Genomic DNA, 18,127 nt, shown 5'->3' with positions numbered 1-18,127 from the left:
CAGCCCCTCAGTTGGCACAAGGCTCAGAAACCCTGCCATACCGCCTCTGCATCGCAGAAGGCGGCATCAGGGTCAATGTCGGCGGGTTCAGCCCTCATCTTCGTCCTCGACATCATCAAAATGCGCCGACCGCCCGCCCGATTTCGACGTGGTGACTACGCCCAGCGATTTCAGCTTGCGGTGCAGCGCCGAGCGTTCCATGCCCACAAAATTTGCGGTGCGGCTGATATTGCCGCCAAAACGGTTGATCTGGGTCAGCAGATATTCACGCTCAAACACCTCGCGCGCCTCGCGCAGCGGCAGCGTCGCCATCGCGCCCCCCAGAACCAGCCGACCGTTGCCCTCAACCACCGCTTCTTGCCCTGGCAGTTCGGTTGCCTCAATCGGTCCCGAGGGTTCCCCAAGGATCAGCACGCGTTCGATCACATTGCGCAACTGGCGCACGTTGCCGGGCCACGCCGTGGTTTGCAGCATTGCCTCTGCCTCTTGGGTCAACTGGCGTAGGGGCAGGCCTTGGGTCCGGTGAAACAGGTCGATGAAATGGCGGGTCAGTTCGGGAATATCCTCGCGCCGTTCCTCAAGGCTGGGTACCGGGATCGGCACCACGTTCAGTCGGTCATACAGTTCTTGCCGGAAGCGTCCCGCCGCAATTTCCGCCCGCAGATCCCGCGTGGTAGAGGACACAACCCGCAGATCAACCCGCACCTTGTCAGAGCCGCCCGCGCGGGAGAATTGCTGCTCGGTCAGCACACGCAGAATTTTTGACTGCGTGCCAAGCGGCATATCGGCCACTTCGTCAAAGTAGACGACGCCGCCATGCGCCTGTTCCAGAAGGCCTTTTTCAATACCACGTTCGGTGGTTTCACGGCCGAACAGCACCTCTTCCATGCGGTCCGGCTCCACCGTGGCGGATGACACCGACACAAAGGGCGCAGAGGCGCGGTTGGAATTGGAATGCACAAACCGCGCCGCCATTTCCTTGCCACTGCCGGAAGGCCCGGTCAGCATCACGCGTCCATTTGACTTTGTAACCTTTTCCAACTGCGCCTTCAGCGCGCGGAAAGCGGGGCTTGATCCAAGCATTTCCGAGCTTGTGACCTCACGCCGGCGCAGGTCGGCATTCTCGCGGCGCAGACGACTGGTCTCCATGGCGCGGCTGACCACGACCATCAGCTGATCAATGTTGAACGGCTTTTCGATGAAGTCGTAGGCACCTTGCTTGATCGCTGCGACCGCGATTTCAATGTTGCCATGCCCCGAGATGATGACCACCGGCACATCGGGGTTATCGCGTTTGACGGTTTTCAGAATGTCGATCCCGTCCATCCGGCTGTCTTTCAGCCAGATGTCTAGGATCATCAGACTGGGCGGATCGGCGTTGATCTCGGCCATCGCATCATCGGAATTTCCTGCAAGGCGAATGGCATAGCCTTCGTCCTTCAGAATATCTCCGATAAGTTCACGAATGTCTTTTTCGTCATCTACAATCAAAATGCTCATTTCAGCCTCCCTGACCCTGTGCGGTCATGTTGTTGCGCGCCCGTTTGCGTGTGAGCCGTGGCAGACGGATTTCTGCCATGGCACCCGCATGGGCATTTCCTTCAAAAATCGGTGCATCCAGCAGCGCCAATGTGCCGCCGTGTTCTTCAATGATTTTCTTCACGATCGGCAGCCCCAGCCCGGTGCCCTTTTCGCGGGTCGTGACATAGGGTTCAAACAGTCGCGCGCGGTCTGGCGGCAGGCCAATACCATTATCAGATATGCGGATCGTGACACCGTCATCATCCGGCTCCATCTGAACCCGGATTTCAGGAACCAACCCGGCAGGATCGTCTTTTTCCTGCAAGGTTTCAATAGCTTCTCCGGCGTTCTTGATCAAGTTTGTCAAGGCTTGGGTGATCATGGTGGCGTCCAGTTCCATGATCTGCGCCGTATCGGGAACCTCCGAGCGGAAGGTCACGGTCGGTTGGCCGCTTTCCTGCAGGGTCAGTGCATCGCGCAACAGACGGGTCAGGTCAGTTTCGCGCCGATCCGGTTCGGGCATGCGGGCGAATTTGGAGAATTCATCAACAATGCGCCGCAAGTCATTGGTTTGCCTTACAATAACATCGGTATACTGCTCCAGATCAGCGGGCTCGTTCACCTGATCGCGGAACTTGCGCTTGATCCGTTCGGCCGATAGCGCAATCGGGGTCAGCGGGTTCTTGATCTCATGCGCGATGCGGCGGGCAACATCGCCCCAAGCCGCCAGACGCTGCGCGCTGACCAGTTCGGTCACATCGTCGAAAGCCACCACATAGCCTTCCAGCCGCCCGGTATCGCTGCGCCGCACGCTCATCCGCACAAGCAGGCTTTCCAGCTTACCCTTGCGCGTCAACCGCACCTCCTCCTGCACGGCCGAGGAATTGCTTTCACGCAGACGCTCAAACAGCGGGGCAAATTCCGGCACGGCATCTTCAAGCGCCAGATCTTCAACGCCATTGGCCATATCCAGCAATCGCTCGCTGGCGCGGTTCACAAAATCAATCTGGCCGTCCGAGTTAAGCCCGATCACCCCGGCGGTGACGTTGGACAGAACGGAATCGAACAGCCTGCGGCGGCGTTCGGTCTGGCGGTGCCCGTCCATCAATGCTTCACGCTGGCCTTTCAGCTGACGGGTCATCTGGTTGAACAAACGTCCCAACATGGCAATTTCGTCATCGCCCGGCTCTTCCTTGACCTGAACATCCAGATCGCCCCCGCCCACCCGCTGCGCCGCCCCGGCAAGACGGCCCACGGGTTTCGACAGACGTTCGGCAAACCACAGACCAAGCCAGGTCGCGGCAAGGATCAGGATGATCGCAAAGCCAAGATAAATCAGACCAAAGTTGAACAAGACCCGCCCGCGGTCCGATTCCAGCTGGTTATACAGTCGCACCGTTTCGCGCGTGGAGTCCAGCAAGGACAACAACTGACCATCCACCGTGCGGCTGACGTAAAGATAGCGGTCAACAAAGGCATCAAGCGCGACAACGGCACGGAATTCATCGTTATCCCAGTCTTCGATCAGCTGCGGGCCTTCCGTCCGGGCGCGCACCAGCGCCGCAAGCGGCGGGGTCTCAAAATCGAACAGATAAGACCGCTGCCCGCGCGTCAGAAGCGTGCCGCTGCCGTCGATCAAGAACGCCTCTTTCAACCCGCGCTGCACGGCGGCCTGCCCCTGCGACAGCAAGGGTCGCAAGCCATCATCAGGCAGGAAAAAGGTCGATTGCTTGGCCACGTTCAGATAGGCGGCAAGGCTAGTTGCGTCTTCGATCAGGTCATCGCGGCTTTGGCGGTCATAGGCCTGCGCCGCCGACAAAGACGTGCCCACCACCGAGCGCACGCGGTCGGAAAACCAGCCCTCAAGCCCGATGTTGACGGTCAGCACGGCAAACACCGCCACAAGCACGGTGGGCACCAGCGCCACAAGCGCGAACACGCCTGACAGTCGCAGGTGCAGACGCGACCCTGCCGACTGGCTGCGACGGTCTGCCACCAGCTTGGCGACCCGCGCCAGCACAAGCGCGGCAACCACCAGAATGTAGACAAGGTCGGCCAGCAGCACGAGCCGCAGCGCCGGGCTGTTTGACCCTTGGCTGAACGGCCCCAATGTCAGAAAGGTGAAGACCGCAAGGACGGGGCCAAGGAACACCAGCCCGAACGTCGTGGCCGTCTGTACCCGGCGTTGCCTGCGCAACCGAGACAGCCTTTCCCAGGCCGCTGATCCCAACGCGCGCTGCACCTAGCGTATACCCCCTCATACAGGCACAGCTTTCGCGTGCCCGTTCCGCCACATCTGGTGCCCTTTCCGCCATGGGGCGGCAGCGACACGCTTGATGTTGCGGTTTTACATCAGCTTGCGCCTCCGTGTCACGCGGATATCGAGGTCGGTGATCTTCTTGCGCAAGGTATTGCGGTTGATGCCAAGCAGATCAGCACATTTTGCCTGATTTCCCGCCGTAGCATCCAGGGCGATTTCTATAAGTGGCATCTCCACTTCGCGCAGAATCCTCTGGTAAACGCCGTTTGGCGGCAGTTGTCCGCCGTGCAGATCAAAATATCGTTTCAAATGTCGCGCAACAGAGGCCGACAGCTTTTCATTCTCGCCCCCGCCCTTCAACGGCTCCATCACCGGCTGATTGCCCAGCACCGATTCGACTTCCGAGCGGCTGATCTCGGCCTCGGACGAGGTGACCATCAACCGGCGCAGCGTATTCTCCAGCTGGCGCACATTGCCGGGCCATGAATAGCCGCGCACCAATTCGCGCGCCTCATGCGACAGCCGCCGGATCGCACCCATGTCACGCTCGCCTCGGGTGAGGAAATGGTCAGCCAGCAAGGGGATGTCATCAACCCGCTCACGCAAGGACGGCACATGCAGGGTCACACCTGACAGGCGGTAGTAAAGATCCTGACGGAAAGCCCCCGCCTCCATCCGCGCGGACAGATCCACCTGACTGGTGGCCATGATGCGCGGCGCGCCGTCACCCATCAGATCCATCATCCGCACAATGCGGGCCTGCGTGTCGTCATCGTAATCGGCCACTTCGTCAAAGACCAGACTGCCACCCTTGGCACGGGCCAGAAGCGATGACGGGCCATCCATGCCCTGCAAATCCCCCGCTTGCGCCACCACAAACTGCTGGGTGCGGCGGTCGGAAAAATCATGGATCGCGCGGGCGATCAGGCTTTTGCCGGTGCCCGACTCGCCAGTGACCAGCACCGCTAGATCGGTGTTCATCACACGCGCGACCAGGCGGTACAGCGCCTGCATGGCTGGCGTGCGCCCCACCAGCGGCAGGTCGTCACCGGGGTCTTTGATCGGCTGCACCGGCATTTTGGGCGCACGGCGCTTTTGTTCCAGCGCGCGGGCCGAACGCTTCATCAGATCGGGCAGATCGAACGGCTTGGGCAGGTAATCATAGGCCTCGGCCTCTGCGGCCTGAATTGCGGTCATGATGGTGTTTTGTGCCGAAATCACAATAACAGGAAGGCCGGGGCGCATCTTGCCAATGCGGGGCAGCGCATCAAGGCCGTTGCCGTCGGGCATGATGACATCCGAGATCACCAGATCGCCCTTGCCCTCTTCGACCCAACGCATCAGCGTCATCAGGCTGGATGTTGCATGTACCTTGCACCCGGCCCGTGTGAGGGCTTGGGTCAGCACGGTGCGGATCGTGCGGTCGTCATCTGCTACCAGAACAGTGCCGTCCATCAGGTGTTCTCCATTTTCTTGGGGGCCACGGGCAAGGACACGCGAAAAGCGGTGCGACCTGGCACCGAATCCACCTGCACCCAACCTTCGTGGTCGGAAATAATCTTTGAAACCAAAGCAAGGCCCAGCCCCGTGCCGTTTTCACGGCCCGAGACGAAGGGTTCGAAGATGTCAGTGGCGATTTCCGGCGGAATGCCGGGGCCGTTGTCGATAATCTCGATTGTCAGCGGCAGCACAGACGGCGTGCCGGTCTTGCGGCGCAGGCGCAAGGAAAGGTCGTAAAAGGTGCGCAGCTTGATGATGCCGGGCTTGCCCTTGCTAGCCTCGGCCGCGTTCTTGATCAGGTTCAGGAAGACCTGCATCAACTGATCAGGGTCGGCGAGCGTTGAGGGCAGCGAGGGGTCGTAATCCTCGACAATCTCCATATGGGCGGCAAAACCCACCATGGCGGATTTGCGGGCGCGGTCCAGCGCATCATGGATATTGACGGCGCGGCGCTCTGGCGGACGCAGGTTGCCGAACTGTTCGACCTGTTCCAGCAATTTGACGATCCGGCGGGTTTCCTCAACGATCAGGTCGGTCAATTCGCGGTCTTCGGCGTTGGCGTTCATTGAAATCAGTTGGGCAGCACCCGAAATGCCTGCCAGCGGGTTCTTGATTTCATGCGCCAGCATTTCGGCCATGCCGATCGCTGATTTAGCGGCCGATTTCACACTCATCGACCGGCCCAGACGGTCGGCGATGTCGCGCGGGCTGATCAGCAGCATCAGATAATCGGAATTGTCGTGCATTGGTGCCACCTGCACATTGCATTGCACAGGCGCGCGTTCACCGGTCGTCACGTCAATATCATTGATGAATATGGTGGACTGGTTGACGCGGGCGCGGGCAAACGCCTCTTCCATCGGGGCGTCGATCGACAGGCGATCAAGGCAGGGCTGCCCGATCAGACTGCGGGACGAGGCGTTCAGAAATGTCTCTGCCGCCGGATTTACCTCGGTGATGCGCCCATCCAAACCGACCAGAAGCGCGGGGATGGGCAAGCTGGCCCAGATCACGCCCGGCACCGGGTAAGGAGTGCGATAAGGCGTCATGCAGCGACCCCGTTCAGCATGCTAGAGCCGGGTTCGGCAAAGCTGGCGCTGATCAGGCGGATAACCTGTGCAGGATTGTCACTTGTCACAATCGCGGTGCGGTGGGTCAAAGCGCCCGCCTCCTCCAGATACCACGACAGGTGCTTGCGAGCGGTCTTGATGCCAAGGCTGCGGCCATAGAACGACAGTTGCGCCTCATAATGCTCGGTGATCAGATCGGCGAGCGCGGCGCCTTGCGGCACCTGTGGCGCAGGGGTGCCGTAAAGCGCATGTGCAATCTGGGCCAGCCGCCATGGTGCGCCCTGTGCGCCGCGCCCGACCATCACGCCATCAGCGCCGGACTGGTCCAGCGCCGTCTGCGCACTTGCCGTATCCACAATGTCGCCATTGGCGATGACCGGAATGCTCACTGCATCCTTGACCGCGCGAATGGCCGCCCAATCGGCGCTGCCTTTGTAGAACTGGTTCCGGGTGCGGCCATGAATGGTGATCATGCGGATGCCCTCTGCTTCGGCGCGCGCCGCAATTTCGGGCGCGTTCAGGCAGTCATGGTCCCAACCCAGCCGGGTTTTCAGCGTAACGGGCAAGGACACCGCCCGCACCACCGCTGCGATCAGCGCGACTGCCAGATCCGGTTCGCGCATCAGGGCCGAGCCGCAAGCCCCATTGCCACCCGCCGCCGTCACCCGCTTGGCCGGGCAACCCATGTTGAGGTCGATGACCTGCGCGCCCTGCCCTTCGGCATAGCGCGCGGCCTCGGCCATCCAATACGGATCACGCCCCGCCAGTTGCACAGAAGTTGCGGCCTCACCAAAGCCCAGCTCGGCCTTGGCACGGGCCAAGGGACGGGCCTTGACCACATCTTCGCTGGCGACCATCTCGGACACGACCAGACCAGCCCCGAACCGGGCAACAACTCGGCGGAACGGCAAATCTGTGATGCCAGCCAAAGGGGCAAGCAACACCGGAGGATCAATAACGAGGGTGTCGAGCAAGAGAGCCAATTGCACATTCCTTATGCGCCTGAGGGTTAGGTAATCTGCTTTTGCGCCGATAACAAAGGCGGAGGGTCAATAAAACGGTGGAAAAACATGCAATGCCTGTTTTTTGTGCAACTCGGGGTGATTTCTGCGCAGGTTGCGCAAGTCTTCCCCCTGATTTAACCAATGGAGGAAAGAGGTGCCCATGACCACAGCCGCCATCATCGTTGCAGCAGGCCGGGGCATCCGTGCCGGGGGCGATCTGCCAAAGCAATGGCAGGATCTGGCGGGAGAGCCTGTGCTGGCCCATACGCTACGCGCTTTTGCCGGGCAAGTGGACCGCGTGGTGCTGGTGATCCACCCCGATGACCGCGCGCGCGCGGCAGGGTTTGGCCTGCCGCTGGTGGACGGGGGTGCAACACGGGCGGAATCCGTGCGTAACGCGCTGAACTGGCTGGATGGCCAGGGCGTTACACAGGTACTGATCCATGACGGTGCGCGCCCTCTGGTATCGGCGCAGATCATCGCCCGTGTGCTGGCCGCCCTGCAAGATCACCCCGGAGCAGCCCCTGCCCTGCCTGTCACCGATGCGTTGTGGCGCGGCGCGGCCACGGTGGACGGCACCGCCCCGCGTGACGGTCTGTGGCGGGCACAAACCCCGCAGGGTTTTCGGTTTGACGCCATTCTGGCCGCACACCGCAACCATCCCGGTGGGGCCGCAGATGATGTTGAAGTCGCGCGCTGGGCCGGGCACACGGTTGCAATCGTGCAAGGCGAAGAAGACAATCTGAAACTGACCTATGCTGCGGATTTTTTCCGTGCGGCAAGCATCCTGAGGGATAGAAACATGGATATCCGGCTGGGCAATGGCTATGACGTGCATGCTTTTACCGATGGTGAAGACGTCTGGCTGTGCGGAGTCAAGGTGCCGCATGAACGCGCCCTCTTGGGCCATTCCGATGCCGATGTCGGTATGCATGCTCTGACCGATGCGATTTATGGCGCTTTGGCCGAGGGTGACATCGGTGTTCATTTCCCGCCCAGCGATCCGCAGTGGAAAGGCGCACAAAGCCACATCTTTTTGCGTCACGCCATGGGCCGGGTCAGCGCGCGCGGCTACAGGGTGGCAAATTGTGACGTGACATTGGTGTGTGAGCGGCCAAAGATCGGACCTTATCAGACGGCGATGCGCGCGGCGCTGTCGCAAATTATGGGAATAGAGATGGACAAGATCAGCGTCAAAGCCACCACCTCGGAACGGCTTGGCTTTACCGGACGCGAAGAAGGCATCGCCGCCCTGGCCACCTGCGCCCTGGTGCGGGCATGATCCGGGCGATTACCACATTTGGCTATGTGGGTCTGCTGCGCCCGGCGCCGGGCACCTGGGGGTCGGCGGTGGCGATTGTGCTGGGGCTGGCGATTGATCATCTGCTTGGGTTTCCGGTGCTGGTCGTGGCCACGGTTGCGGTCACCCTGTTGGGCTTTTGGGCGTGCGAGCAGGCGTTGCGGGGGCGACCCGGCGACGACCCGTCTGAAATCGTGATCGACGAGGTGGCGGGCCAGTGGATTGCGCTGTTGTTCCCCGCTGCTGCTTTCTGGTGGCGCGGGGTCGATGACTGGTGGCTGGTGGCCTATCCGGGCTGGATCGCGGCCTTTGTGTTTTTCCGGCTGTTTGATATCTGGAAGCCTTGGGTGATCGGCCGCGCCGACCGTCGGGGTGATCCGGCGGGGGTGATGCTGGATGATCTTTGGGCCGGGGTGTTTGCCGGGATCGCCACACTTCTTGCGGCCGGTTTGGCGCATGGGGTGTTGATGCGATGAGTGCAGAGTTGGTGCTGGCCCTTGCGCGCGAAAAGGGCATCCGCATTGTAACCGCCGAAAGCTGCACGGGTGGCTTGATTGCCGCCACCCTGACCGAAGTTCCGGGGTCGTCAGATGTGTTCGACCGGGGCTATGTCACCTATTCCAACCGTGCCAAGCAAGAAATGCTGTGGGTTCAGGAAAAGACACTGACCGCGTATGGTGCGGTCAGTGAACAGGTCGCCTATGAGATGGCCGAAAACGCGCTGTTCCGCTCGGGCGTTGGCCTTGCCGTGTCAGTCACTGGCATTGCTGGCCCCGGCGGGTCAGAGTTCAAGCCCGAAGGCCGGGTGTGCTTTGGTCTGGCGCAGGCCTTGCGCGATGTGCATACCGAAACGGTCGAGTTTGGCGCGATTGGCCGTGCCAAGGTGCGGCAGGCCACAGTTGATTATGCGCTGGCACTGCTGGGATCGGCCCTGCGGCAAATTCGGGCGTAAAGGGCGCTGGGCATTACTCGGCGGCAGGCACTTTTTTCAGATAGGCCGCCACCGCCGCCCGGTCACTTTCGGGCAGCTTTGCCATGTTTTCGACCACATGCACCATATGCCCACCGACCACATCGTAATCGGGGGTAAAACCGCTTGTCAGATAGATGATAATTTCCGCCTCGCTCCACTCCAGCTTTGCCGGGGTGATGTTGGGGATGCGGCCCTGCCCCGACGGATTGGGCGCGCCGGCCAGCCAGCGGCTGGTATCAAGCCCGCCAAGCGCATTGCGCGGGGTGTGGCATTCGCCGCAATGGGCCATCGCCTCGGAAATATAGCGCCCTCGTATCTCGGCCTCAGTCAGATCTCCTTGCACCACGAAATTACTGTCGCTGTTCAGAAACTTCCACCCACCGACCACCCGCCGGATGCTGAAGGGAAAACCGATCTGATGCGGCTGGCTGGGGTTGGCAGCCGCCGGAAGGGTCTGCAAGAAGCTGTAAAGATCGGCCACATCCTGCGGCTGCAACTTTGCGTAAGACCAATAGGGCAAGGCCGGGTAATAATGTGTGCCCTGCGGCGAAACCCCGCTTTGCAGCGCATTCCCCAGATCGGCCAGCGACCATCCCCCGATGCCCTGCACCCGGTCGGGGGTGATGTTTGGCGCGATGAATGTGCCGAAATCGGACGGGAAGGCCTGCCCGCCCGCCAGCACCAGCTGCGCCTCTCCGGTGGCACCCGGTGCCATGTGGCACGATGCGCAGCCCGTGGCGTGAAACACCGACTCGCCCCGTGCTGCATCTCCGCTAATATCCACAAAGCGATCTGCGGGAAGGGTTTTAGGAGCGGTAATGAACCAGAATGCCGCACCGCCCCCAAGCAGGGCAACGACGGCAAGAGAGACAAGACGAGACATGAAACCTCCTTCATGGACGGCGCGGCCACGCCATTTTGTCCGCAGGCTACGCCAGAGATGCGGAAGGTGGCATCCCCTTTTTGCCAGCACCGATCAGGGTTTGATCCTTTGCGGCGTAAGCGCGTCTGGCCAGCCCCAGATATATTCAACGCCGAAAATCACAAAACAGGCCAGCACGACGCCCACCACCAGCTTGACCCGCGCCCACGACGGAGGGTTACGGACCCATTTGGCCATGCGCAGGAACCAGATCGGGTTCATGGCGTGTCATCGGTGAACCGCACCTTGCCAATAAAGGGCAGGTTGCGGTTGCGTTGCGCAAAATCGATGCCGTAACCCACAACAAATTCATCGGGAATTTCAAATCCGGTCCAGTCGGCCTTGACCGCGACCTCACGCCGCGAGGGTTTGTCCAGTAGCGCGCAGACCTTGAGCCGTGCCGGTTCGCGGGCCTTGAGAAGGTGGATCACATGACTGAGCGTAAAGCCGGTATCGACGATATCTTCAACAAGCAGCACATCGCGCCCCGAGATTTCGCCCCGCAAGTCCTTGAGGATACGCACCTCTCGCGAGGAGTGCATGCCGTCGCCGTAGCTGGAGGCTTCGAGAAAATCGACCTCGACCGGCAGGTCAAGTTCGCGCACAAGATCGGCGATAAAGACGAAAGAGCCGCGCAGCAATCCGACCACCACCAGCTTGTCCGTGCCCGAAAAATGCGTGGTAATTTCGCGTGCGAGGGTTTCCACCCGCGCGGCGATGGATTTCGCGCTGATCAACTGGTCGATCACATAAGGTCGTTGCGGCATGGCGTCCCCTTGATTTCTGTGCGCTTTCTACTCAAAAGCACGGACAGAGTCACGGAAACTGCTGATGCCAACCCATTCTGAAACCAAATTTCTGCCCTACAGCGCCCAACAGATGTATGATCTGGTGGCCGATGTCGGGTCATATCCAAAGTTCCTGCCATGGAATTCCGCCGCCCGCATCCGGTCGCGCGCAGTGCAGCCCGACGGGTCCGAGGTGATGGAGGCCGATCTGGTGATCAGCTTCAAGGTGTTTCGGGAGCGGTTTGGCAGCCGTGTGGTGCTGTGGCCTGCAGAGCAGCGCATCGAGACCGAGTATCTGGACGGGCCGTTCCGCCACATGCGGTCGACATGGACCTTCCGCGAGGCGGAGCGGGGTTGCGAGATTGATTTCTTTGTTGATTTCGAATTTCGCAACGCGATTTTGCAAAGCATCATCGGCGTGGTGTTCAATGAGGCGATGCAGCGGATCGTGCGGGCCTTTGAGCGCCGGGCGGCAGAGTTGTACGGCCACCACTGATCTGCCGCCTTTGATGCAATTGAGCGCCTGCGGCGCGTTTTATATTTCGTCGCACGCCAAGGGGCGTGTCTCCTCGCGCGCGCTCCGCGCGGGAGTATTTGGAAAGCAGCAAATCCGGTGGGGCGATCAGGCCCGGCCGAGCTTTTCAAGGCGCGCGGCGCGCAACCGGGCGAAATCATCGCCCGCGTGGTAGGATGACCGGGTGAGCGGAGTGGCCGAGACCATCAGGAAACCTTTGCCATAAGCGGCGGTCTCGTAGTTTTTGAACTCATCAGGGGTGACGAAGCGGTCTACCCGGTGATGCTTTGGAGTGGGTTGCAGATACTGGCCGACGGTCAGGAAGTCGATATCGGCGCTGCGCATGTCATCCATCACCTGCAAAATGCCGGCGCGGTCTTCGCCAAGGCCGACCATGATGCCGGATTTGGTGAACAAGGTTGGGTCCAGTTCCTTGACCCGTTGCAACAGGCGCAAAGAGTGGAAATAGCGCGCGCCGGGGCGGACCTCGAGGTAAAGGCCGGGCACGGTCTCAAGGTTGTGGTTGAACACGTCGGGCCGCGCCTCGACCACCTTTTCCAGCGCGGAAGGGGGGCATTTGAGGAAATCGGGAGTCAAGATTTCAATTGTGGTTGCGGGCGCGCGGTGGCGGATCGCGCGGATGGTCTGGGCGAAATGCTCGGCCCCGCCGTCATCCAGATCGTCGCGGTCGACGCTGGTGATCACCACATGGTTCAGCCCCAGTTCGGCCACGGCATGGGCAACCCGGCCCGGTTCGAACGCGTCAAGCGTTTGCGGCTTGCCGGTGGCCACGTTGCAGAACGTGCAGCCGCGCGTGCAGATCTCGCCCATGATCATCATGGTGGCGTGGCCCTGGCTCCAGCATTCGCCGACATTGGGGCAGCCTGCCTCTTCGCAGACGGTGACCAGTTTCTTTTCCTTCAGAATGTCGCGGGTGCGCTTGTAGCCTTCGGATGTGGGCGCACGGACCCGGATCCAGTCCGGCTTTTTGGGCTGGGCATTGTCGGGGCGATGCGCCTTTTCCGGGTGCCGCTGATCGGGAATGGTCAGATCGCGCAAGGGGGGCCTCCACAAACCATGCTGTTGTGCAGGTTTACCCTGAACCGGGCGCGCATACAACCGGCGCTGCTGACGCATGGGCATGCGTCTGACGCATGGCGGGGTGGGACACAGGCGCCCTGCCCCGCCACAGTGCCGTGGCCTCAGCCGATGAAGTTGCGCCGGTCGCCGATGCTGTCTTCGTAATGCCGGCGCAGACGTTGCAGCGCAATGCGCAGCACGATCTTGCCCGAGCGCGCGGCCCAGCCCATCCGCTTTTCCGCCGCCTCGATGCCTTCGAGAAAACAGCACACCCGCAGGGCCACATCGCCTAGACCGGGGCCAAGGTCGCGCAAGGCCGCAGCCACCCGGTCCCGCGCACGGCCCGGTCCCTCGCCGTGCCCCGCATCTGGACGAAAGCTGCCACGGTCGCCCGCCGTCAGGAACCGTTCCCAGTTTTGCGCCACGCGCGGCCCCATCTGGGCCAGTTCGAAATCTTCGCGCAGGCGTTCGGCGGCCCGGATCAGATCGTTTTCCAGAAAAGGTTTGCCATCCTTGTCCCGCCGCCGCCCCAGAACCGCAAGCGGGCTTTCCGCCATGTTGTAGCGGATCCTGCGTGAGGCCCCGCCCTCCTCGATCTGGCGATCGTCCCAGATGCGGTGCTGGTTGGCAAAGGGCATCGGCGCTTCGGCCATGCCGGAGTGCTGGGCCTGGCGGGCCAGATCGCTTTCATCGATCATCCGCTTGAGTGCCGCCCGACCGGCCGAGGTGATATCATATGTGGTGACCCGGCCCTTTTTGCGGCAGGTGATCCAGTCCTTGAGCGCGAATGCCTGCGCAACCGCGCGGTCAACCACCGCTGTGCGCGCCTGCTGGCCATCGGGGAAATCGCGCAGCACAACGGCCTTGTCCAGATCGGAGGCAATGGCCAGCACCGCACCCGGTTCTGCCATCCGGCGCAAAATGCGGCGTCCTTCGCGGGACAGGGTTGCTTCGTCAAGCAGCGGCGCTTTGGCAGAGACGGTCGCGGTCATGGCAGGATCATCCTCATTGGCTGGGGTCATCGTCCTGCCGCCCAATAGGGCAAGAGCTTCATCCACCAACGGATCCTCACGGCGTGCTTCGCAACGGCGGACCTGACGCATCACGGTCGAGGCATGCGCCCCTTGGCGACGGGCCAGTTCACGAAACGGGACCCCGACCCCGGTATGGTCAAGATATAGTCTGACGTCATTGGGCACCCAAGCGGGCAGGCAGAATTCGGCGGACAGGTTCGATGTCATCTTCGTTTCCGGTGCCGCCGTGCGGTTCCCTGACCCAATCTTGGTTAACACAACCTGAAGGGGATTTGGTTACGCATTGGTTAATTTGGTTAATACTTGGCTTCGATTTCGGCGACCCTGTGGATGATTGTTGAAGAAAGTGAAACGATTTCGAACCGACCGTGCGGTTATCCACATAAAATGCAACGCAGGGTTGCGTGATTTATTCTGATATGGAAACAATCAGGAGCCGACCCATGACAGAGTTTCTTGCCCGCCTTGAAGATCTTCGCCGCCCTCGGCTGTTGATGCGCGCGGCCCGCTTTGGTTTGTCTGACTATCGCCGCGACCGCGATCTGAAGCGTCTGGTTGCGTGTCCGGGCTCTCCCGAGGCGACGGTGAACCAGCTTTTGTCACAAGAAGGCAAACTGGAAGAAAACCGTCAGCGCGGTGATGCGGCCTATTCCATCGCGCGCCATATCGAGGTGCTGATCGCGCTTCTGGCCGAAATCCGGCTTGTGGCACCCGGCACCTGACGGGCATAAAAAAACGGCCCGCCTTGTCTGGCGGGCCACCTTTTGCAAAACCAAAAGTTTAAATGAAGGCGTCGGGCATCGACGCCTTTTTTTGCGCCACATAGGCATCCAGGGCTTCGTGGATTGCCGGATCAAGCGCGGGCTGCTGGTAATCGGAAAGCTGCTTTTTCACCCGCTCGGCCGCAAGCGTCTGGGTGTCGCGTGCGCCCTCTTCGGCCCATGTCTCGAACGGTTTGTAGTCAAACAGGTCTGACCGCCAGAACGCCGATTTGAAATTGGCCTGCGTGTGTTCACAGCCAAGGAAATGCCCGCCCGGCCCGACCTCGCGCAGTGCGTCCATCGCCTGGCCGTTGGTGTCCATCATCACGCCTTGGGCAAGATGGTGCAGGGTACCAAGCTGATCAGCATCCATGACGAATTTCTCGTAAGAACTGACCAGACCGCCCTCCAGCCAGCCGCAGGAATGCAGCATGAAGTTCACGCCCGCCAACAGCGCCATGTTCAGACTGTTTGCAGTTTCATACGCCGCCTGCGCATCGGGCAGTTTCGAGCCGCAGAATGACCCACCCGACCGATACGGCAGGTTCAGCCGCCGCGCGAGTTGTCCCGCGCCATAGGTGATGTGGGCGGCTTCCGGCGTGCCAAAGGTAGGTGCGCCGGAATTCATGTCGATACTGGTCACGAATGCGCCAAAGATCACCGGCGCACCGGGGCGCACCAACTGGCTGTAGGCAACACCAGCCAGCACTTCGGCCAGCACCTGCGTCAGCGTGCCCGCCACCGTCACTGGGGCCATCGCGCCACCCACGATAAAGGGCGAAATGATCGCCGCCTGATTCGCGCGGGCAAACACTTCCAGCGCACCCATCATGATGCCGTCAAAGGTCAGCGGACTGTTGATGTTGATCAGGCTGGTCATAACCGTGTTCTGATCAACAAAATCCGACCCGAACAAAATCTTCGACATCTCGACCGAGTCCTCGGCGCGGCTGGGTTCGGTCACAGACCCCATATAGGGCTTGTCCGACAGCACCATATGGGCGTGCAGCATGTCCAGATGGCGCTTGTTCACCGGAACATCGGTCGGCTCGCAAACCGTGCCGCCGGAATGGTGCAGCCACTTCGACATATATCCCAGCTTCACGAAATTCTGGAAATCGTTGATCGTCGCATAGCGCCGCCCGCCTTCCATGTCGCGCACGAAGGGGGGGCCGTAAACCGGGGCCAGCACCAGATTGCGCCCGCCGATGTCGACATTGCGCGCCGGGTTGCGGGCGTGCTGGGTAAAGCTGGAGGGCGCTGTCGCACACAGCTTGCGGGCCAGACCGCGTGGGATCCGCACCCGCTCACCCTGAACATCGGCGCCTGCCGCCTTCCACAACGCAAGCGCCGCGGGGTTTTCTACAAAGTTGACGCCGATTTCTTCCAGAACCGTATCGGCATTCCACTCGATGATCTCAAGCGCCTCGGCGTTCAGAATTTCGAAATTCGGGATATTGCGCTGAATGAACTTTGCCGTTTCCAGTGAAACCGCCGTACGCTCTGCGCGCCTTGCCGACCCGCCACCACCGCGTGCCCGGCGACCCTCAACCGCAACATCGCTCATGCTCATTCCTCCAAAGGCTGTTTGCCGCTCTTATGCCGCCAAAGCCGGGTGGCCCGATACCCGTTTCCGTCACATAGCGCCCAAAAACGACATGCGCCCGCCCGCCTCTGTGCCCATGCCCATTGATCTTGGCCCAAAAACTCATCTGCCCGCTCACACACCGCGATGCGATCAACCGGGTCCGGCGCGCCTTTCCCCTCTTGCGATTCTGCGCATCCCTTCGTATGCGGGCGCATGACCCAACATGACCGCCTTTTGATCATCGACTTCGGCTCTCAGGTGACGCAACTGATCGCGCGCCGCCTGCGAGAGTTGAATGTTTATTGCGAAATCCATCCGTTCAACAAAGTGGACGATGCCTTTCTGGCCGAGTTCGCGCCAAGGGCGGTGATTTTCTCCGGTGGCCCGGCCTCGGTCTTTGCCGATGGCGCGCCAATGCCACCTGCATCGGTGTTTACCATGGGCGTGCCGATCCTTGGCATCTGCTATGGCCAACAGGTGATGATGCATTGTCTTGGCGGGCATGTGGAACGTGGCCATGGCACCGCTGAATTTGGCCGCGCCTATGTGACCCCAAACGGCGCGGGCCTGCCGCTGCTGGATGGCTGGTTCGATCCCAACACGACCGGCGGGCGCGAACAGGTCTGGATGTCACACGGCGACCATGTGTCGAAAATCGCACCTGGTTTTGAGGTGTTTGGCACCTCGCCCAATGCACCCTTTGCCATCACTGCCGACACGTCGCGTCATTTCTACGCCGTGCAGTTCCACCCCGAGGTGCACCACACCCCCAAGGGTGCAAAGCTTTATGAAAATTTCGTGCGCCTTGCCGGGTTCAAGGGCGACTGGACCATGGGCGCCTACCGCGAAGAAGCCATCCGCAAAATCCGCGATCAGGTGGGTGATGCCAAGGTGATCTGCGGGTTGTCGGGCGGCGTTGATTCCTCCGTGGCCGCCGTGCTGATCCACGAGGCGATCGGCGATCAGCTGACCTGCGTGTTCGTCGATCACGGTTTGCTGCGTCTGGGCGAGGCGGAACAGGTCGTCACCATGTTCCGCGACCATTACCAGATGCCGCTGATCCATGCCGACGAATCCGATCTGTTCCTTGGCGCGTTGGAAGGCGTCTCCGACCCCGAGGTCAAGCGCAAGACCATTGGCCGCCTGTTCATCGACGTGTTCCAGAAACACGCGCATGAGGTCGGTGGCGCAAAATTCCTTGCCCAAGGCACGCTTTACCCCGACGTGATCGAATCGGTCAGCTTCTCTGGCGGTCCGTCGGTCACCATTAAATCGCACCACAATGTTGGCGGCCTGCCGGAAAAGATGGGCCTGAAACTGGTTGAACCCTTGCGCGAGTTGTTCAAGGACGAGGTCCGCGCTTTGGGCCGCGAACTTGGCCTGCCCGCCAGCTTTATCGGTCGCCACCCCTTCCCCGGCCCCGGTCTGGCGATCCGCTGCCCCGGCGAGATCACCACCGAAAAGCTGGATATCCTGCGCAAAGCAGACGCCGTCTATATCGACCAGATCCGCAAGCATGGGCTCTATGATGAAATCTGGCAGGCCTTTGCCGCGATTTTACCGATGAAAACCGTGGGCGTGATGGGCGACGGGCGCACCTATGACTATGCGCTTGCGTTGCGCGCGGTCACTTCTGTTGATGGCATGACCGCCGATTACTACCCCTTTACCCATGATTTCCTTGGTGAAACCGCCACGCGGATCATCAACGAAGTGCAGGGCATCAACCGGGTGTTCTACGACTGCACCAGCAAGCCGCCCGGCACAATAGAGCTGGAATAGCGCAAAACCACTTGCTTGCCCCAGCCAGCC

The 18,127-nt window shown here is 60.9% G+C and carries 17 protein-coding genes; 6 read left to right on the top strand and 11 right to left on the bottom strand.

Annotation, left to right across the window (positions count from 1 at the left end; translation table 11 throughout):
• Positions 1–87 precede the first annotated feature (87 nt).
• From Q8K08_RS17090 to dusB, 5 genes are all read right to left on the bottom strand, one after another.
• The gene (locus Q8K08_RS17090) at positions 88–1,500 is read right to left on the bottom strand and encodes a sigma-54 dependent transcriptional regulator (protein ID WP_305250918.1); all 1,413 of its coding nucleotides are present in this window, start codon (positions 1,498–1,500) and stop codon (positions 88–90) included.
• A gap of 1 nt (position 1,501) precedes the next feature.
• Positions 1,502–3,763 carry a PAS domain-containing sensor histidine kinase gene (locus Q8K08_RS17085; RefSeq protein WP_305250917.1) on the bottom strand — a complete coding sequence of 754 codons (2,262 nt, stop codon included), beginning with the start codon at positions 3,761–3,763 and terminating at the stop codon, positions 1,502–1,504.
• Between the two features lie 105 nt (positions 3,764–3,868).
• A complete protein-coding gene (locus tag Q8K08_RS17080; protein ID WP_305250916.1) occupies positions 3,869–5,236 on the bottom strand; it encodes a response regulator in 1,368 nt (455 codons plus the stop codon).
• Positions 5,236–6,330 (bottom strand): nitrogen regulation protein NR(II), encoded by a 1,095-nt coding sequence (locus Q8K08_RS17075; protein WP_304804322.1) that lies wholly within the window; start codon positions 6,328–6,330, stop codon positions 5,236–5,238. Before Q8K08_RS17075 ends, Q8K08_RS17080 begins: the two co-directional genes overlap by 1 nt.
• Complete coding sequence (dusB, locus tag Q8K08_RS17070) at positions 6,327–7,334, bottom strand: tRNA dihydrouridine synthase DusB (RefSeq protein ID WP_305250914.1); 1,008 nt, start codon at positions 7,332–7,334, stop codon at positions 6,327–6,329. Before dusB ends, Q8K08_RS17075 begins: the two co-directional genes overlap by 4 nt.
• Before the next feature lie 181 nt (positions 7,335–7,515).
• Here dusB and Q8K08_RS17065 point away from each other — a divergent pair, with 181 nt between their 5' ends.
• Genes Q8K08_RS17065 through Q8K08_RS17055 form a run of 3 tightly spaced genes read left to right on the top strand, consistent with a single transcriptional unit; the run spans position 7,516 to position 9,607 of the window.
• The gene (locus Q8K08_RS17065; protein WP_305250913.1) at positions 7,516–8,637 is read left to right on the top strand and encodes a bifunctional 2-C-methyl-D-erythritol 4-phosphate cytidylyltransferase/2-C-methyl-D-erythritol 2,4-cyclodiphosphate synthase; all 1,122 of its coding nucleotides are present in this window, start codon (positions 7,516–7,518) and stop codon (positions 8,635–8,637) included.
• Positions 8,634–9,131, top strand: coding sequence for a phosphatidylglycerophosphatase A (locus Q8K08_RS17060; RefSeq protein WP_304804329.1), 498 nt, complete (start codon positions 8,634–8,636; stop codon positions 9,129–9,131). The genes Q8K08_RS17065 and Q8K08_RS17060 overlap by 4 nt, the downstream gene beginning before the upstream one ends.
• Positions 9,128–9,607 carry a CinA family protein gene (locus tag Q8K08_RS17055; protein WP_305250912.1) on the top strand — a complete coding sequence of 160 codons (480 nt, stop codon included), beginning with the start codon at positions 9,128–9,130 and terminating at the stop codon, positions 9,605–9,607. Before Q8K08_RS17060 ends, Q8K08_RS17055 begins: the two co-directional genes overlap by 4 nt.
• A gap of 13 nt (positions 9,608–9,620) precedes the next feature.
• Here the strand turns inward: Q8K08_RS17055 and Q8K08_RS17050 are convergent, their stop codons facing one another.
• The 3 genes from Q8K08_RS17050 to hpt all read right to left on the bottom strand — a co-directional run bounded on the left by Q8K08_RS17050 (position 9,621) and on the right by hpt (position 11,317).
• Entirely contained in the window at positions 9,621–10,511 is an 891-nt protein-coding gene (locus Q8K08_RS17050; protein ID WP_305250911.1) for a cytochrome c, read from the bottom strand.
• Positions 10,512–10,604: 93 nt separating this feature from the next.
• Positions 10,605–10,772: a hypothetical protein gene (locus Q8K08_RS17045; protein ID WP_304804335.1), complete on the bottom strand. Its 168-nt coding sequence runs from the start codon at positions 10,770–10,772 to the stop codon at positions 10,605–10,607.
• The gene (gene hpt / locus Q8K08_RS17040) at positions 10,769–11,317 is read right to left on the bottom strand and encodes a hypoxanthine phosphoribosyltransferase (protein ID WP_305250909.1); all 549 of its coding nucleotides are present in this window, start codon (positions 11,315–11,317) and stop codon (positions 10,769–10,771) included. The genes Q8K08_RS17045 and hpt overlap by 4 nt, the downstream gene beginning before the upstream one ends.
• A 64-nt stretch (positions 11,318–11,381) precedes the next feature.
• Between hpt and Q8K08_RS17035 the strand changes: the two genes are divergently transcribed.
• Positions 11,382–11,834 carry a type II toxin-antitoxin system RatA family toxin gene (locus tag Q8K08_RS17035; RefSeq protein WP_305250908.1) on the top strand — a complete coding sequence of 151 codons (453 nt, stop codon included), beginning with the start codon at positions 11,382–11,384 and terminating at the stop codon, positions 11,832–11,834.
• Between the two features lie 126 nt (positions 11,835–11,960).
• Here the strand turns inward: Q8K08_RS17035 and lipA are convergent, their stop codons facing one another.
• Both lipA and Q8K08_RS17025 read right to left on the bottom strand, forming a co-directional pair.
• Positions 11,961–12,911 carry a lipoyl synthase gene (gene lipA, locus Q8K08_RS17030; RefSeq protein ID WP_304798614.1) on the bottom strand — a complete coding sequence of 317 codons (951 nt, stop codon included), beginning with the start codon at positions 12,909–12,911 and terminating at the stop codon, positions 11,961–11,963.
• Positions 12,912–13,054: 143 nt separating this feature from the next.
• Positions 13,055–14,173, bottom strand: coding sequence for a DUF6456 domain-containing protein (locus Q8K08_RS17025; protein ID WP_304798617.1), 1,119 nt, complete (start codon positions 14,171–14,173; stop codon positions 13,055–13,057).
• Positions 14,174–14,409: 236 nt separating this feature from the next.
• On the opposite strand from Q8K08_RS17025, the gene Q8K08_RS17020 reads away from it, so the two are divergent.
• Entirely contained in the window at positions 14,410–14,688 is a 279-nt protein-coding gene (locus Q8K08_RS17020; RefSeq protein WP_304798619.1) for a DUF6477 family protein, read from the top strand.
• 58 nt (positions 14,689–14,746) lie between these two features.
• Here Q8K08_RS17020 and Q8K08_RS17015 read toward each other — a convergent pair whose 3' ends face one another.
• Positions 14,747–16,294 (bottom strand): trimethylamine methyltransferase family protein, encoded by a 1,548-nt coding sequence (locus Q8K08_RS17015; protein ID WP_304798622.1) that lies wholly within the window; start codon positions 16,292–16,294, stop codon positions 14,747–14,749.
• Between the two features lie 234 nt (positions 16,295–16,528).
• Between Q8K08_RS17015 and guaA the strand changes: the two genes are divergently transcribed.
• Positions 16,529–18,097 carry a glutamine-hydrolyzing GMP synthase gene (guaA, locus tag Q8K08_RS17010; RefSeq protein WP_305250907.1) on the top strand — a complete coding sequence of 523 codons (1,569 nt, stop codon included), beginning with the start codon at positions 16,529–16,531 and terminating at the stop codon, positions 18,095–18,097.
• Positions 18,098–18,127: the final 30 nt, after the last annotated feature.

The organism is Pseudotabrizicola sp. (assembly GCF_030684215.1).
Lineage (GTDB): Bacteria > Pseudomonadota > Alphaproteobacteria > Rhodobacterales > Rhodobacteraceae > Pseudotabrizicola.
This window is presented reverse-complemented; position numbering and strand designations above follow the sequence as displayed.

Excerpts from the sequence above, each read along its gene's own strand:
- Q8K08_RS17090 (WP_305250918.1), bottom strand. The coding sequence starts at position 1,500 with ATGAGCATTTTGATTGTAGATGACGAAAAAGACATTCGTGAACTTATC.
- Q8K08_RS17080 (WP_305250916.1), bottom strand. The coding sequence starts at position 5,236 with ATGGACGGCACTGTTCTGGTAGCAGATGACGACCGCACGATCCGCACC.
- Q8K08_RS17075 (WP_304804322.1), bottom strand. The coding sequence starts at position 6,330 with ATGACGCCTTATCGCACTCCTTACCCGGTGCCGGGCGTGATCTGGGCC.
- Q8K08_RS17065 (WP_305250913.1), top strand. The coding sequence starts at position 7,516 with ATGACCACAGCCGCCATCATCGTTGCAGCAGGCCGGGGCATCCGTGCC.
- Q8K08_RS17060 (WP_304804329.1), top strand. The coding sequence starts at position 8,634 with ATGATCCGGGCGATTACCACATTTGGCTATGTGGGTCTGCTGCGCCCG.
- Q8K08_RS17055 (WP_305250912.1), top strand. The coding sequence starts at position 9,128 with ATGAGTGCAGAGTTGGTGCTGGCCCTTGCGCGCGAAAAGGGCATCCGC.
- Q8K08_RS17050 (WP_305250911.1), bottom strand. The coding sequence starts at position 10,511 with ATGTCTCGTCTTGTCTCTCTTGCCGTCGTTGCCCTGCTTGGGGGCGGT.
- Q8K08_RS17045 (WP_304804335.1), bottom strand. The coding sequence starts at position 10,772 with ATGAACCCGATCTGGTTCCTGCGCATGGCCAAATGGGTCCGTAACCCT.
- hpt (WP_305250909.1), bottom strand. The coding sequence starts at position 11,317 with ATGCCGCAACGACCTTATGTGATCGACCAGTTGATCAGCGCGAAATCC.
- Q8K08_RS17035 (WP_305250908.1), top strand. The coding sequence starts at position 11,382 with ATGCCAACCCATTCTGAAACCAAATTTCTGCCCTACAGCGCCCAACAG.
- Q8K08_RS17025 (WP_304798617.1), bottom strand. The coding sequence starts at position 14,173 with ATGACATCGAACCTGTCCGCCGAATTCTGCCTGCCCGCTTGGGTGCCC.
- Q8K08_RS17020 (WP_304798619.1), top strand. The coding sequence starts at position 14,410 with ATGACAGAGTTTCTTGCCCGCCTTGAAGATCTTCGCCGCCCTCGGCTG.
- Q8K08_RS17015 (WP_304798622.1), bottom strand. The coding sequence starts at position 16,294 with ATGAGCGATGTTGCGGTTGAGGGTCGCCGGGCACGCGGTGGTGGCGGG.
- guaA (WP_305250907.1), top strand. The coding sequence starts at position 16,529 with ATGACCCAACATGACCGCCTTTTGATCATCGACTTCGGCTCTCAGGTG.